Below are 14667 nucleotides of genomic sequence, written 5' to 3'. Positions count from 1 at the left end.
GGCGCGCTGCGCGGGAGATCCGCCCGCCGCCGGCGGCGCGTCCGGGGCGCGCCGGACCGGAGCGCTCAGCCGGCGAGCCGCTCGAGCTCCACGAAGAGCGTGCCGAGCTCCGGCTTGGACCGGAGCGGCGCGCAGAAGCGGCTGGCCAGGTGGAGCAGCTCCGCGTCGAGCTGATCGGCCCTGCGCCCGATCTCGGCGATGCGCTCCTGGGACTCCCGGCGCCGCGCCTCGAGCTGTCGATCGAGCTCCTCGAGGCGCTCGCGCAGCTTCTTGATCTGCGCGTCCACCTCGGCCACCTCGTGCTCGCGGGCGATCGCCTCGCTCTCCGCCTCGTAATCCGCCTTCCGCGACGCGTACCAGCCCTCGACGAGCTCGGCCAGCCGGCGGTAGCTGGCGGCGAGCTCGAGGTAAGGCTCGGCGAACCCGCACCGGCCCTCCCAGCGCACGGCCTCCTTGTGCGCGCTCAGCACCGCGGGGACGAACGCCTGCGTCGCCGCGTTGAGCGGCGCCACCCTGGCGCGGAACGAGCGGGCCTCCTCGCGCGTGAGCGAGGCGTCGACGGTGAGCGCGTCCATCGCCCGCCCGATCTGCAGCCGGCCGTCGCGCCACTCCTCGGCGACGCCCTCGAGGCGCCGCTGCTCGTCGAGCGCCCTCGAGCGGAGCTCGACGTGCTCCCGCACGAGGCCCCGCAGCCCCTCGAGCTGCCGCTGGATCTCCGCCGGCGCGGACGCGCCGAAGGCGCGGGCCGTCATCTTCTCGAACAGATCGAGCCGGCTGACCCAGGGATCGCGCCCGGCGCCGCGCGAGCGCACCGCCGAGTCGCGCGGCATCGCCTCGGGCGGCGGGGGGAGGGCGATCCCGCTCGCCGCCGCGATCTCCTCGAGCTCCGCGAGCACGCGGTACGCGTCGACGGGGCGCGCCGAAGGGTCCTTCGCCATGAGGGCGTTGACCAGGCGGTCGAGCGCGTCGGGCATCTCCGGCGCGAGCTCCTGGAGGTGCGGCGGCTGCTCGTTCAGGTGCTTCAGGATCCAGCTCGCCGGATCGGGCGCGTCGAACGGCAGCCGCTGCGTGATCATCTCGAACATGATGACCCCGAGCGAGTAGAGGTCGGCCGGGGGGCCCGCGTCGATGGTCGTGCTGCGCTCGGGCGCCATGTACTGCGGCGTGCCGAAGATCTCGCCGAGGTTCGTGAGCCGCGCGTCCTGCGCGCACCGGGCGATGCCGAAGTCGAGGAGCTTCACCCAGTCGCCCTTCAGCAGGAACACGTTCTCGGGCTTGAGGTCGCGGTGCACGACGTCGAAGTCGTGCGCGCGGCCGAGGGCGCGCGCCATCTGCACCCAGATGGGCAGCGCCCGCGCGAGCGGCACCCGGCTGCGCTCCACCACGTCGGCGAGGCTCGTCCCCTGGAGCAGCTCCATCACGAGGAAGGGCAGCCCGTCGTCGGTGTCGCCCTGATCGAAGATCTCGATGATGTTCGGGTGCGCGAGCCGCTGCGCGTGCCGCGCCTCGCGCCGGAAGCGCTCGCGCGTCGTCGTGTCCTGCGCGAACTCGCGGTTCAGGATCTTGATGGCGCACGGCGTGCCGATGAGCTTGTTGTAGGCCCGGTAAACCGTGGCCATCCCGCCGATCCCGAGCGCCTGCTCGATGACGTAGCGGCCCGCGATCGACATCCCGATGCGGGGGTCCTTCTCGGAGACGAGCGACGAGCCGTCGATGAAGCAGAAGGTGCTCTCGGCCGGATAGCGCTGGTGGCACTGCGGGCAGGTCTTCATGGCGGGCACGTCGGCTGCAAGGCTACACTCTACGGGCGGCTGCTCTCGAGGGTCAACGCTCGCCGCGCGCCTCGCGCTCCGCGCGCTCCTTGGCGAGATTCCGCGCGACGCCGGACGGTGCTGGGCGATACGCCGCGCGCGGGCTCGCCGCGTTATGTTCTCGCGACGTGATGGACGACGAGGTCCCCTTGCGCGCGGTGGTGATCGGCTCGGGCGTCGGCGGCGCGGCCGCGGCGCTCCTCCTGTCGCACGCCGGTATCCCGACCCTCCTCGCCGAGAAGGAGCGCCGCCTGGGCGGCTCCGCTGCGGCGGTCGAGAGGGACGGCTTCCGTGTCGATACAGGCACGCACATGCTCTGCCGGGGCGAGGACGGCCCGCTCGGCGACGTGCTCCGCCGCGTGGGCCAGGGCGACGCCATCGCCTTCCGCCAGAGCGGCGAGCCCGCCGCGCTCTGCTTCGCCGGCGCCGCGCGCGGCGCCCACGCCGGGGCTGCGCGCGGCGGCCGCGTCGCCCTCCCGGCGGATCTCCGGCGGCTGGCCGCGACCGCGCTGGATCTCGCGCGCGCCCTCGAGCTCACGCCCCTGGAGGCCGCGCGCGCCGCGCGCCTCCTCGCGCACGCGACCGCGATGCGCGACGTGGACCTGGCCGCGTGCGACGACGTGACGGCCGAGGCGTACGCGGCCCGCTTCCTCCCGCGCGCCGCGGCGGCGGCCCGGCTCGGCGGGCTGCTCGGCCTGCCGCTGCTGCTGCCCGGGTCCGAGGCGTCGGCCGGCGAGGCGCTCCTCGCCTTGCGCCAGCTCGCCCGCGCCGGACGGCAGAGCTACCCCGAGGGCGGCGCGGCCCGGGTCCCCGAGGTCTTCTGCCGCCTGGCCCGCGAGCTCGGCGCCGCCGTGCGGACGGGCACGGCCGTGCGCCGCGTGCGCGTGCGCGATCGGCGCGTGCGCGGCGTGGAGCTCGAGGACGGGACGATCCTGTCGGCGCGCATCGTGGTGAGCACGGCCGGCGTCGCGTCCACCGTCGCGGAGCTCGTGGGCGAGCCGCACTTCCCCGAGGCGTACGTGGCGCGCGCCCGCGCGCTGACGCCGCTGCCGAGGCAGGTCCAGGTGAAGATCGGGCTGCGCCGGCGGCTCGCCGCGGCGGGCGCGCTCGCCGGCCTCGGCGGCGGCAGCGGCGCGCCGGCCCTGCCGTTCTACTGCGTCGCGCCGACGCGCTTCGATCCGTCGCTCGCGCCGCCCGGGCACGAGCTCCTCTGCGCGTGCGCCGTGTCCGGCGCGAGCGGCGGCGCCTCGCCCGGCGCGCCCCCCGCGACGGTCGACGAGCTCCTGCGCGCGCTCGCCGGCGCGGTGCCCGGCCTGCTCTCCGAGGCGGTCTTCGTCGATGGCTCGCCCGGGGACGAGCGCGCGCCGGCGTGCGGTCCGGGCGGCGAGCCCGCGGCCGGGACCGCGCAGACGCCTGGCCAGGTCGGCCGCGCGCGGCCGGCGGTGTACACGCCCGTGCGGGGGCTCTACCTCGCGGGGCGCGCCGCCGGCGGACGCGGCGCGGGCATGGAGCTCGCCGCCTCGAGCGCGATGGAGTGCGTCGATCGCATCCTCGTCGACCTGGGCCGCGATCTCGGCGCCCCCGCGCCCCCGGCGCTCCTCGACATCGCCGGCGATCTGCTCGGGCGCGTCGCGGCCTCCACCGTGTCGTGGGTCGCGCGCCCGCGCGGGTAGGTCGACGCCGTCCGGCGAGCTCCTGCGCTCGCCGGACGGCGTCGCCCCGGCGTGTCAGCGCGTCGAGCTGCCCCGGTTGCCGCGCGCGAGCGCGTCGAGCGGCAGCTTCTGATCCTCGAACACGGCGTCGAGCTCCTCGCTGCCCCGCTCCCGCACGCCCGAGCGCGGCGACAGCTCGGGGCGCACCGAGGACGGCGGGGCCAGGCGGGCCGACAGCGGTCCCATCGTGCGGATCGACGGCGGGGGCTCGGTGCCCGGAAGCCGACCGGGTGAGCTCGAGCGGACCGAGGCGGGCGAGCTGGACACGCCGCGCACGGACGGCGGGCTCGGCAGCGTCCGCGTGGAGGAAGGCGGCCCGGCCTGCGAGCTCGACGGCGGCATCGGCGTCGGCCGCCGCGCCACCGGGCCCCCCGGCGCGCGCGACGACGGCGGCGGCGCGTTCGGCACCGCGCGGGTCGAAGGAGGCGGGCTCGACCGCAGCTCGGCGCGCACCGAGGCGGCCGCCGCGCGGGTGGACGGGGGCGGGACCGACAGCGGGGCGCTCGCGACGACCGGATGGGCAGGCGGCAGGCTCGAGAGCGGGCGCGAGGCGGGCGGCGGAACCGAGCGAGGCACGCCCGAGGCGTATGCAGGCGCCTGCGCGCGCGACGACAGCGGCGCCGAGCGCACGGAGGGAGGGGAGCGGAACGACGGCGGCGCGCTGGACGGAGGCACCGGGGTGACCGCGTGGCTCGGCAGCGGCAGCCGGACCGAGGGCGGGGCGGCGGTGCGCGACGACGGCGGCGGCATCGTGCTCGGCCCCGGCGACGAATCGCGCTGCCGCGGCGCGAGCCGGGGATCGGCGCTCGCGCCCGGCCGCGACGCCGCGCGCGCGTCCACGGCGCTCATCGCGCCGACGGTCTCGCTGCGTTGCGCGCCGATCACCGTGTAGCGCCCGCTGCCCTCGTCGCGCCGCGCCGCCTCGCGCTGCGCGTTCATCTCGCGCGTCTCGCGCAGCGCGCCGCTCAGCATCGCCTCCAGCTCCCGCTCGCTGACCTCCTCGTCGAGCCGCAGCAGCGTCGAGTGGACGTCCCGGGCGAGCGCGTCGAACTCGGCCGGATCCATCGCGTAGACGCTGTTCGACAGGATGATCGCGAGCGGCCGCCGCTCGGCGGCGATCGTCGCGGCCGTGGCCGCGTCGCAGCGGTGCAGGAGCACCCCGCAGCCCGGCGCCACCGCGAGGCACAGGCTGAAGAGCGCCGGCCACGCCGGATCAAGGACCACAAGAATGCTGGGTACATGAAGCGGGGTTGCGGTGATCTGCGCGCGACGGTCCATGGCAGACTGAGGATAACTGAAGCTACCGGCTTGATCGTAGTTCTCTTTCACGGAATCGGTCATTTTCGCTCTGCTTGTGCGTGCTGCGATGTGGCCAGAGGCGTAGATCTCCTACAGCTGATTGCCTGTGCGGCGCCCTCGCGGGTCGCGCCACTGCAGGTTTCTGCTGCTGCGGCGTGACGGCGCCGCGGCGTCGCTGCGACGCCGCATGGCGGCATCGCAGCGATCGCTCGCCACCTCGTCCGCCGCCCGGGCCGCCGCCCGGGCCGCCGCCCGGGCGGGCCCCGGTGCTGGGCGGGCGCGGGCGCCGCGCCCTCCGCCGGGATGAGCGGCGGAGGGCGCGGCGACGCCGGCGGCGCGGTGGGCGCCCCGGGCCCGGTGGACGCCGGGAGATGACGTGGTGCGATGCGCGCCGCCGCGGCGCCGATCACAGCCCCGTGTAGATGGTGGCGAAGGAGGCCGCCTCGCCGCGGAGCAGCAGGTTGAGCCGCGGGTTCGGCACCTTGAAGGTGTGGATCTTGGCGTTCCGCACGTCGAGCACCGCGAAGGCGCCGCCCGGCGTGCTCTCGGCGAGGCCGTTCATCAAGAGGTTCAGCACGACCGACACGCGCTTCGACGACAGGGGCTCGCCGCGGAAATACATCTTGATCACGTGCGGCGTCCCGTCGATGACGAGCCCGAGCTCCGGATTGACGTTGATCTCGAGATCGCCGAGGCGGTACGTCGACGCCGGCGGCTCGAACCACGTCATCTTCGCCGAGGCGAGGAACTTGCGATATCCATTCACCACCGACGGGTAGATGCGGCGACGCCGCTCGTCGTGCTGGGCGGCGAGGAAGCCGTCGAGCACGCTGGTGGGCTTTCCGCTCCTGTGCATGTCGACGATCGCCTCTCGCACCTGCCTGTAAAAGTCCGTGTGGAGCTCGTCCTTCCGCTCCTTGAACTCCCTGACGCCGGTCAGCTTGGGCGTCCCGGCCTTGAGAACGAAGTCGACAAAGTACGTGAGCGAGATCTTTTCCATGAAGTCTCCTCCAAAACGAAGCGTTCCGGCGCGCCATTTACACGCGTCGTGCGAGAGACACGCCGTCGCGCCGCGTTTTTGATGTCTACCATGGATAGCCATCTTCGACCCGTCCGAAAAGGGATCGATCGGACGGACATTGTCCCAACCTGTCAGGGTCGGACGGCCGCGGTGCGGGTGCGAAAAATTTCAGCAAATTCAGTTACTTATGGGCGACCTTCGGACGCCGGCTCGGCCGTGCGCGCGAGGTTCGGCCAGGCCCCGCGAGGGGCATGACGAGAGGAGGCGCGCGCCGCGATGGTAATCGACAGAATCCAACTGTTGCCCCTGGGCACTTCCTGTGGAGAAAGCCTGTGGAGAACTGGAGTCCTCGGGGCGCGCTCTCCGCGTGGACGGGGTCGGACGTGGTCTGTCACAGCCGGGGGCGACTTGGCGCTTGACGCTGACCGCGGGCGAGGGATGGCGCCGGGCGCCGCCTCTGGCGAGGCGGGGCGCGGCGGCCCGCCGCCGCCCGTGCCCGGCATCGAGCGCTTCGCGGCGCACCGCTGGGACCAGGTCAAGCTCCCCGACCGCGTCGAGGTCCGCTGGCTGGGCGGTGCCGCGCGCCGGATCGTCCTGCGCTTCGTCCCGATCGCGGCCGATCGATGCCGCCTGGAGTGGATGATTGCGAGGGCGCTGCCGTTCGGAGCGCGCGCGAGCTTTCGCCGGGAAGAGCCGGCGATCCTCCGGCAGGGACCGCGGTTTGGCGCTCGTCTCTCTTGACGCGGCGCTCCGGAGGAGCCCCGCCAGCATTGTCCTCCTTCGGGCTCTGTCTTAGGATACCCGCGGTCACACCGACAATTGTTGACATCAACGATGTGAGCGCTCACAATGTGCGCCTCGCCGCGATTGCGGCGAGCGGAGATCGAGCTTCGTCGGGGGCCTCCGATCGTTCAATCAACTGGAAACGACCTCACGCTGAGGGCGCGCCTCGCGGAACGCCGCCGGTGAGGGCGAAAACACGCTTGGGTATTCAAGTGAACAACAAACCTACTTTCGCTCGAACCACACTATGCGCGGCGCTGGTCGGCGCTTGCGCGCTCTCGGCTTGCAGCGACGACGGCGCGGATCCGCCGGGCAACGACCCTCAAGCCGGGACGAGCGGGGCCGCCGTCTCTGGCAGCGGCGGCGGCGCCACGACCGGCGGGAGCACCACGACGACCGGCGACGGCAGCGCGTCCGCGGGTGGAGCGGGCGCGGGCGGTGAGGGAGGAATGGGCGGGAGCGGTGGTTCGCCAGGAGTCGGTGGCTCGGGCGGCTCGATGGGAGGCAAGGCCCCCCCGCAGCCGAGCACGGGTTGCAACAAGGCCAATCCGCAGACGGGCAGCGCGCAGAGCCCGCTCACCGTGGCGGGTCACCAGTACTACGTGAAGCTGCCGACCAACTACGACGCCAGCAAGCCGTATCCGGCGATGATCATGTTCAACCCGACGGGCAACCCGATCAGCTGGGCAGAACAGAACGCGGGCTTCGAGGCGACCGGCCCCAAGGAGGCTTGGATTCGCGTTTACCCACATCCGGCCAACTCCGGCTCGGGCTGGGGAGCGAACGACGTCTCTTTCTTCCAGCCGTTCTACGAGCAGATCACGGACAACTTCTGCATCGACAAGGCGCGCGTGTTCGCGGCGGGCGAGAGCTCGGGCGGCGACTTCTCGAGCATCTTGGGCTGCGAGCACGCGGACAAGCTGCGCGCGGTGGGCCCGTGCGCCACCAAGGACGTGCGCCAGTATCCGCTCAACGCCGGCACCCGAGCGTGTACCGGACAGGTCACGTCGGTCGTCATTCACGGAAAGCGCGACTCGGTGGTCGGGACGGAGAACGGCCCGAAGACGCGCGACTTTTACACCGCGCTGAACCACTGCGAGGCGAGCACGACGCCGGTCGAAGGATACACGGACGACCTCTCGAACTGCGTCATGTACCAGGGCTGTGACGAGGACCATCCGGTCTACTGGTGCCTGCACGGAGACCCGAACTACAGCAACACGAATCACGGCTGGCCCGGGTTCGCGCCCAAGTTCCTCTGGAGCCTGTTCTCGACCTATTGAGGATCCCGAGGGGCCCGGAGGCGCGGGGCGCACTGTGTGCAGCGTGGCTGTACGACGGGACGACCGCCGCGATGATCTTGACTTTCGGATCGCGTTTGGATTTCCTGGGCCCCTCTAAACCAGAAGCTCTAGTGGTAGACGTCACGAGCCTCGCCGAGCATGTCACTGGATTCCGGGGCCGATCGCGAAATCCGCGTGGTGCCCCGGAATGACGCGCGACACCGTCGCTCGCCAAATGCTAATAGTTTGCGCTTCAGCGCTTTTGCCGTGAACAATGCGGCGTCACGCGGACCTCGCGCTCGTAGTTCGCGAGGGCGAGGGCGTGACGACATGGGATGGGCCGGAGAGGCCTCTATCTGACCACGTCTCTTGGCTCGAAAGGTGGCGGCACGATGTTGATTGGCCCGTTGAAGTCTCGTGGACCGGCGCGGCGCGCAGCGGCGGTGTTGAGCTGTGCGCTCGCGCTCTTGGGTCTCTCTGCCTGCAAAGGTAAGCCCGACAGCACTCAGGTCGCAGAAGGGTCCGCCAGCGCCGCCGCCGCCGAGCAGGCGCCGAGCGGGCACGGGCCCAAGGTCGTCCCAGGGCCCGGCTTCAACCCCGAGTGCTTCGCGCCGTGGAAGAAGGACACAAAGTATTTGCAGTGGAAGGCGCGGACGCCGCCGTTCCGCATCGCGCTGGTCAACGGCTACGTCGGGAACGCCTGGCGCATCCAGATGGTCAAGACGGCCAAGGCCTTCGCGAAGGACCCGGCCATCGCGCCGCTGATCAAGGAGTTCAAGGTGGTGTCGACCGGCACCGACGTCGCGGCCCAGCTCGGTGCGATCGAGGACTTCATCAACCAAGGCTTCGACGGGATCGTCACGCTCGCCGTCAGCCCCGACGGCTTCGACCGCGTGATCCGTCTCGCGGACAAGAAGGACGTCGTCCTGGTTCCGTTCGACAACGTGCTCGACACGGACAAGGTCATGCAGGTCAACGAGGACCAGCTGGCGATGGGGCGCCAGTGGGGGGAGTTCCTCGACAAGCAGCTCGGCGGGAAGGGCAAGGTGCTCGAGGTCCGCGGGCTGCAGGGCAACTCCGTCGATCGCGACCGCCACGACGGCTTCCGGCAGGTCATGGAAGCGCCGGGGAAGAGCTACACCATCGTGGAGGTGGTCGGCAGCTGGGACGACGGCAAGGCTCAGAAGGCGGTGGCCGACGCGCTGGCCGTGCACCGCCAGTTCGACGCGCTCTTCGCGCAGGGCGGCTCGACGGGCGCCGTCCGCGCGCTGCTCGACGCCGGCCACAAGCCGATCCCGGTCGCCACGGAGGCCGAGAACGGCGTGCGCAAGCTGATCGCGAAGCACCACGAACAGGGCATGAAGGGCCTGTCGCTCGGTCAATCGCCGGGGCTCGCGGCCATCGCGATGAAGGCGGCGCTCGAGGGCCTGCAAGGCAAGGTGCTGCCGCAGATGATCTCCGTGCCGATCCCCGCCGCGGATCACACCACGCTGAAGGACGGCGAGAACTTCTTCTCCCAGCTCTCCGACAACTTCTTCACGCCCAACGAGTTCCCGCCCTGCGGGGTCAACATCTCGGGCGTGAAGATCATGAACGAGTCGGAATCCGACGTAAAGTAGACGTGAAGTAGCGCCCCCCGGCGCCCCAGCATCATGACCGAAACGGTGAGCCCTCCGCTTCTCGAGCTCCGGGCCGTCTCCAAGCACTACGGCGGAGTCACCGCCCTGAGCGGCGTCGACTTCGCCTGCGAGGCGGGGAAGGTGCACGCGATCCTCGGCGAGAACGGCGCGGGCAAGAGCACCCTCATCAAGATCATCGGCGGCGTGGTCAAGCCGAGCGCCGGGGAGCTCTTGCTCCACGGCGAGCCGGTCCGGTTCGGCCACCCGATCGAGGCGAACGCCGCCGGCATCGTCTGCGTCTTTCAGGAGCTGTCCCTGATGCCGACGCTGACCGTGGCCGAGAACATCGGCATCACCAGGCCGACGAGCCGCCTGGGGCTCATCGATCGCAGGGCGCAGGTCCGCAGGGCCGAGGAGCTCTTGGCGCGCGTCGGCTGCGAGGGCGTGAACCCGAACGCCTGGGTGAGCGACCTGCCGCTCTCGCGCCGCCAGATGGTCGAGATCGCGAAGGCGCTCGGCAAGGACCCGCGGCTGCTGATCCTGGACGAGGCCACCTCCGCGCTGACCAACAGCGACGTCAAGAAGGTCTACGACCTCCTGGCCGAGCTCAAGGCCCAGGGCGTCGGCATGCTCTACATCTCGCACCGCATGCACGAGATCAAGGAGCTCGCGGACGTGATGTCGGTCTTCCGCAACGGTCGGCACATCGAGACCTTCGCCAAGGGCCAGCGCAGCGACGATCAGATCGTGGAGCTCATGATCGGTCGTGACATGGGTCACGTCTTCCCGCCGAAGCCGGCGGCGCGCAGCTTCCCGGAGACGCTGCTCGAGGTGCGCGACCTGAGCTGGGAGCGGCAGCTCGAGAACGTGTCGTTCAAGCTCGGCAAGGGCGAGATCCTCGGCATCGGCGGGCTCGACGGCCAGGGGCAGCGCGAGCTGTTGCTCAGCTTGTTCGGTGTGCTCAAGGACCTGCACGGCGAGATCAAGATCGACGGCAAGCCGGTCAAGCTGACGAGCCCGCGCCAGGCGAAGGACCGCGCGCACGGCATCGCCCTCGTGCCCGAAGACAGAAAGACCGAGGGCCTGATGCTGCCGATGGCCATCGGCACGAACATGTCGCTGGCCTCGCTCGACAAGCTCACGAGCGGCGTGGTGATCGACCGCCAGCGCGAGGCCGCGCGCATCGACGAGATGGTGCGCCGCATCCAGATCAAGATCGGGTCGCTCGACCACCCGGTGTCATCCTTGTCCGGGGGCAACCAGCAGAAGGTCGTGCTGGCCAAGTGGCTGATGACGGAGCCGCGGCTGCTGATGCTCAACGACCCCACCCGCGGGATCGACGTCGGTACGAAGCAGGAGATCTACCAGCTGCTCCGCGAGCTGGCGGACGGCGGCACGTCCATCCTCTTCTACACCACGGACTACGACGAGCTGATCGGCTGCTGCGACCGCGTGCTCGTCCTCTACCAGCACCGCGTGCAGGGCGAGCTCGTGGGGCCCGATATCACCGAAAAGAACATCCTGGACCTGGCCCTCGGTCTGCGCGGCGGGCCTGAGCGCGCGAAGCCCGAAGCCGAGCGCGCGCCATCAGAGGCACGATGAACGACTGGAAGCTCCGCCTGCGCCAGAACCAGGGCCTGCTCGTGGCCGTCGGTCTGTGCATCTTCTTCTACGGGCTCTACTCGCTGTCCCATCCCAAGGGCTTCAGCGCGTCGCTGGTCGGGCAGAACGCCAACGAGTCGTTCGTGCTGGTGGCGGCGGCCATGGCCCAGACGATCCCCGTGCTGACCGGCGGCCTGGATCTGTCCGTGGGCGCGGTGATCACGCTCGTCAACTGCGTGGCCTCGCACGTCCTTGCCGGCAGCGCGTTCGAGATCTTCCTGGGCATCCTGCTGTGCCTGGCCGTGGGCATGGCGGCGGGCCTGCTCAACGGCTGCCTCGTCGTGTACGGCCGCCTGCAACCGATCATCGCCACCCTGGCCTCGGGGACGATCTTCATCGGCATCGCGCTGTTCCTGAGACCGACGCCCGGCGGGCAGGTGGATGGCGATCTGGCGTTCGCGGCGACCTTCGATCTCAACGAGCTGCTGCAGGCTGCGGGCGCCGCCCCCCTCGACGGCGCGCTGAGCTTCGTCGGCGAGATCCCGTCGCCCGCGATCTGGATGGCGCTGCTCGCGCTGCTCTGGGCCTACTACCGCCGTACCCGCTACGGCCTCGGCGCTTACGCCGTCGGCGCGTCGCAGGAGGCGGCGTACATGTCGGGCGTCCGCATCGAGCGCGTCAAGCTGGCCGCGTACACGCTGTCGGGGTTCTTCGCCGGCGTCGGCGGCCTCTACCTCGCGCTGCAGACGACGTCGGGCAACGCCGACATCCCACAAGCCGGCTCCTACACGCTGAACTCCATCGCCAGCGTCGTGATCGGGGGCACCTCGCTCTACGGAGGGATGGGCGGCGCCATAGGATCGCTCTTCGGCGCGCTCGTGCTCCGCTCCGTCGCCTTCAACTTCCGCGTCTTCAACGAGGGCTCGGCGCTCGGCTTCCTCGCCAACCCGCTCTACCAGCCGCTGTTCGAGGGCCTCATCCTGCTCGCGGCCGTCTGCCTCGGCGCGCTCTGGGTCGTCCGCGTCAAGAACCGGCTGCACGTCTTCAGGTGAGCTCGATGCAACAGCTCCGCTCCTTCAAGATCCGCTTCGGCGAGATCGACAAGCCGACCTGGTACGCGCTGCTGTCGATCGGCGTCATCCTCGTGATCGGCTCGGTCGGCACGCTGATCACCCAGGGCACGCTAAGCTTCCTGAGCCCCTACTACATCCTGCAGCAGCTGCAGATCGCCGCCTTCCTGGGCGTGGCCGCCACGGGCATGATGATCGTGATCCTGCTCGGTCACATCGATCTCTCGCTGCCGTGGGTGCTCACCTCGAGCGCCATGCTGGCCGCAGGGCTCGGCGGCTGGGCCGCGTTGCCCTGCGGCCTGGCCATCGGCGCCGCCGCGGGTCTGGTGAACGGGCTCGGCGTCGCCTACCTGCGCGTGCCGTCGATGATCTTCACGCTGGGCACGAACACCGTGCTTCAGGGGCTGATGGTGCTCTACACCGGCGGCTTCGCTCCGCGCAGCGAGGCGCCGGAGTGGATGGAGGTCCTGGCCGTGGGCAAGACGCTCTCCATCCCGAACTCGCTGTTCGTCTGGATCTTCGTCGGCGGCGTCGGCACCTTCGTGCTGAAGAAGACCACGCTCGGCCGCTACATCTATGCCGTGGGCAACCAGGAGCAGGCCGTTTATTTGTCGGGCATCAGGACGCACCTGGTGCTGATCGGCGCCTTCGTGATGTGCGGCGTGTGCTCCGCCATCACCGGCATGCTGCTGGCAGGCTTCTCGCACAAGGCCTACCAGGCCATGGGCAACGACTACCTCATGCCGGCCATCGCCGCGGTGGTGATCGGCGGAACCAACATCATGGGCGGGCGCGGGACGTACCTCGGCACCGTCCTCGGCACGATCCTGATCGTGCTGCTCCAGAGCATGCTCAGCGTGCTGCAGATGCCCGAGGCCGGCCGTCAGATCATCTACGGTGCCGTGATCATCGCCATGTTGCTGGTCTACGGACGACAACATCAGGCGGGACGATGAGCCGAACCGGGCTCGGCCACCAAGTCGAGGTGGCCAGCCCGGTCGGCAGCGAGGCTCACCGTCCGGCGACGGCGCTCAGGCGAGCATGCCGTCGATCGGCCCGGAGCCCTGGCCCTCACCGAAGTTCTCCGTCCACTCGGTCTTGTCCCGGACGGCGGCGGCGATGAGGCCGTTGAAGAGGCGGTTGTTCGTGACGTTGCCGGCGTCGATGTACTGCCCCTGCTTCAGGTAGCCGCCGCCGCTTCCGGCGATGATCGTCGGCACGTTGCGGAAGCTGTGCGACGGGCCGTCCGAGACGTGGTTCGTCCACATGATGATGGACTTGTCGAACAGGTCGCGCGCCTTGAACTGATCGAGGCCGTGGAGCAGCGTCTGCATGCGGAGCACGTCGATCTCGGCGTGCGCTTGCTCGGCCGTCGGGTTGTTGCCCGAAGCCGCGTCCGATTGCACGCGGTGGCTGATGTGGTGGAAGGGCCAGCCGAGCTGCGCGTTCGACGGGACCGCGTACTTGGTCTGATCGGTGCCGTCGCCGTGCTGCAGCGTCGCCACGCGGTTGAAGTTGCACGCGAACGCCAGCGCCACGAGCTCGAGGTGGAGCTTCGCGACGTCTTCGATCATGCCGTCCGTCTTGAACGCGAGGCCGCCCTTGAGCGCCTCGAGCTTCGACGTCGCGAGGCCCGCCTGGGTGCAGGCCCCGCCCATCTCGCCCATCGTGACCTCGGTGTCGCGGATGGAGTCGAAATGCTGTTGGAGGCGGTGCTTGTCGGCGGCGCTCAGGGCCGACATGCGCATCAGGCTGTTCAGCTCCTCGCTCACGAAGTCGTTCACGCTCTTGCGGCTGCGGAGGAGCTCCTCCGCGAGCTGCGCGCCGCTGCCGCTGCCGCTGCCGCCGCCGCTGTCCGCCAGGCCGACGAGCTTGGCGTAGAGCGCGTACGGGTTGTCATCCGCCGAGCGCACCTGCCCGGCGCCACCGCCCTTGAAGGAGATGCGCTCGGCGATGTACCCGTTCCTGCGGTTGCCGGCGTACAGCGTGAGCGGCTCGGCGCCGCCCTCGTTCACCAGCTGGGCGATGACCACGTCCGCGGACACGCCGCCCGAGGATGCGGTCTTGCCGCCGCCCTGCGCCGGGCGCGCGGTGAGCGACTGACACAGGCCCTGCGCGTGGCCGCAGTTGGTGGGGCCCCCCATCGGGAAGTTGATGCCGCGGATGAAGAGCAGGTTCGCGGCGTGAGGCGCGAGCACGTGCGTCGCCTTGTCCGTCATGGCGCCGAGCCCCGCGGTCGTGAGCGGGCCAGTCTGGTCCGGGAAGAACTTTTTGCCCACCACGCCGCACGCCGCCACGATGTAGAGGCTGAACACGGGCGCGTTGTCCGCGGCCCAGGCGGAGCGCGACGGCAGACCCTCGAGGAACGGAAGGGCGATGGCGACGCCGCCGGCGCGCAGGAACGCGCGCCGATTCATCCCGCGCCTGCGGACCACGTGCGGTTGAGTGAGGTTCGTTACGATCTTGG

The 14667-nt window shown here is 70.6% G+C and carries 11 protein-coding genes; 7 read left to right on the top strand and 4 right to left on the bottom strand.

Annotation, left to right across the window (positions count from 1 at the left end):
- Positions 1-65 precede the first annotated feature (65 nt).
- On the bottom strand, positions 66-1772 hold the full coding sequence (locus NQZ70_RS28955; RefSeq protein ID WP_129577096.1) for a protein kinase domain-containing protein: 1707 nt from the start codon (positions 1770-1772) through the stop codon (positions 66-68).
- Positions 1773-1942: 170 nt separating this feature from the next.
- On the opposite strand from NQZ70_RS28955, the gene NQZ70_RS28950 reads away from it, so the two are divergent.
- Entirely contained in the window at positions 1943-3484 is a 1542-nt protein-coding gene (locus NQZ70_RS28950; RefSeq protein WP_237245684.1) for an FAD-dependent oxidoreductase, read from the top strand.
- A 54-nt stretch (positions 3485-3538) separates the two neighbouring features.
- Here the strand turns inward: NQZ70_RS28950 and NQZ70_RS28945 are convergent, their stop codons facing one another.
- Positions 3539-4747 carry a hypothetical protein gene (locus tag NQZ70_RS28945; RefSeq protein ID WP_129577095.1) on the bottom strand — a complete coding sequence of 403 codons (1209 nt, stop codon included), beginning with the start codon at positions 4745-4747 and terminating at the stop codon, positions 3539-3541.
- A gap of 481 nt (positions 4748-5228) precedes the next feature.
- Entirely contained in the window at positions 5229-5822 is a 594-nt protein-coding gene (locus NQZ70_RS28940; RefSeq protein ID WP_129577094.1) for a hypothetical protein, read from the bottom strand.
- Between the two features lie 429 nt (positions 5823-6251).
- Between NQZ70_RS28940 and NQZ70_RS28935 the strand changes: the two genes are divergently transcribed.
- The 6 genes from NQZ70_RS28935 to NQZ70_RS28910 all read left to right on the top strand — a co-directional run bounded on the left by NQZ70_RS28935 (position 6252) and on the right by NQZ70_RS28910 (position 13156).
- Entirely contained in the window at positions 6252-6584 is a 333-nt protein-coding gene (locus NQZ70_RS28935; protein WP_129577093.1) for a hypothetical protein, read from the top strand.
- Between the two features lie 539 nt (positions 6585-7123).
- Positions 7124-7909 (top strand): PHB depolymerase family esterase, encoded by a 786-nt coding sequence (locus tag NQZ70_RS28930; RefSeq protein ID WP_237244148.1) that lies wholly within the window; start codon positions 7124-7126, stop codon positions 7907-7909.
- Positions 7910-8355: 446 nt separating this feature from the next.
- Positions 8356-9528, top strand: coding sequence for a sugar ABC transporter substrate-binding protein (locus NQZ70_RS28925; RefSeq protein ID WP_129581637.1), 1173 nt, complete (start codon positions 8356-8358; stop codon positions 9526-9528).
- A 33-nt stretch (positions 9529-9561) separates the two neighbouring features.
- Positions 9562-11130: a sugar ABC transporter ATP-binding protein gene (locus tag NQZ70_RS28920; protein ID WP_129577091.1), complete on the top strand. Its 1569-nt coding sequence runs from the start codon at positions 9562-9564 to the stop codon at positions 11128-11130.
- Entirely contained in the window at positions 11127-12182 is a 1056-nt protein-coding gene (locus tag NQZ70_RS28915) for an ABC transporter permease (protein ID WP_129577090.1), read from the top strand. Before NQZ70_RS28920 ends, NQZ70_RS28915 begins: the two co-directional genes overlap by 4 nt.
- A gap of 5 nt (positions 12183-12187) precedes the next feature.
- Positions 12188-13156, top strand: a complete 969-nt coding sequence (locus NQZ70_RS28910; RefSeq protein WP_129577089.1) for an ABC transporter permease — start codon at positions 12188-12190, stop codon at positions 13154-13156.
- Between the two features lie 75 nt (positions 13157-13231).
- Here the strand turns inward: NQZ70_RS28910 and NQZ70_RS28905 are convergent, their stop codons facing one another.
- Positions 13232-14617 (bottom strand): DUF1552 domain-containing protein, encoded by a 1386-nt coding sequence (locus NQZ70_RS28905; RefSeq protein WP_129581636.1) that lies wholly within the window; start codon positions 14615-14617, stop codon positions 13232-13234.
- Positions 14618-14667: the final 50 nt, after the last annotated feature.

It is taken from the genome of Sorangium sp. So ce836, from assembly GCF_028553905.1.
Taxonomy (GTDB): domain Bacteria; phylum Myxococcota_A; class Polyangia; order Polyangiales; family Polyangiaceae; genus Sorangium; species Sorangium cellulosum_D.
This window is presented reverse-complemented; position numbering and strand designations above follow the sequence as displayed.

Excerpts from the sequence above, each read along its gene's own strand:
- NQZ70_RS28955 (WP_129577096.1), bottom strand. The coding sequence starts at position 1,772 with ATGAAGACCTGCCCGCAGTGCCACCAGCGCTATCCGGCCGAGAGCACC.
- NQZ70_RS28950 (WP_237245684.1), top strand. The coding sequence starts at position 1,943 with ATGGACGACGAGGTCCCCTTGCGCGCGGTGGTGATCGGCTCGGGCGTC.
- NQZ70_RS28940 (WP_129577094.1), bottom strand. The coding sequence starts at position 5,822 with ATGGAAAAGATCTCGCTCACGTACTTTGTCGACTTCGTTCTCAAGGCC.
- NQZ70_RS28930 (WP_237244148.1), top strand. The coding sequence starts at position 7,124 with ATGGGAGGCAAGGCCCCCCCGCAGCCGAGCACGGGTTGCAACAAGGCC.
- NQZ70_RS28920 (WP_129577091.1), top strand. The coding sequence starts at position 9,562 with ATGACCGAAACGGTGAGCCCTCCGCTTCTCGAGCTCCGGGCCGTCTCC.
- NQZ70_RS28915 (WP_129577090.1), top strand. The coding sequence starts at position 11,127 with ATGAACGACTGGAAGCTCCGCCTGCGCCAGAACCAGGGCCTGCTCGTG.
- NQZ70_RS28910 (WP_129577089.1), top strand. The coding sequence starts at position 12,188 with ATGCAACAGCTCCGCTCCTTCAAGATCCGCTTCGGCGAGATCGACAAG.
- NQZ70_RS28905 (WP_129581636.1), bottom strand. The coding sequence starts at position 14,617 with ATGAATCGGCGCGCGTTCCTGCGCGCCGGCGGCGTCGCCATCGCCCTT.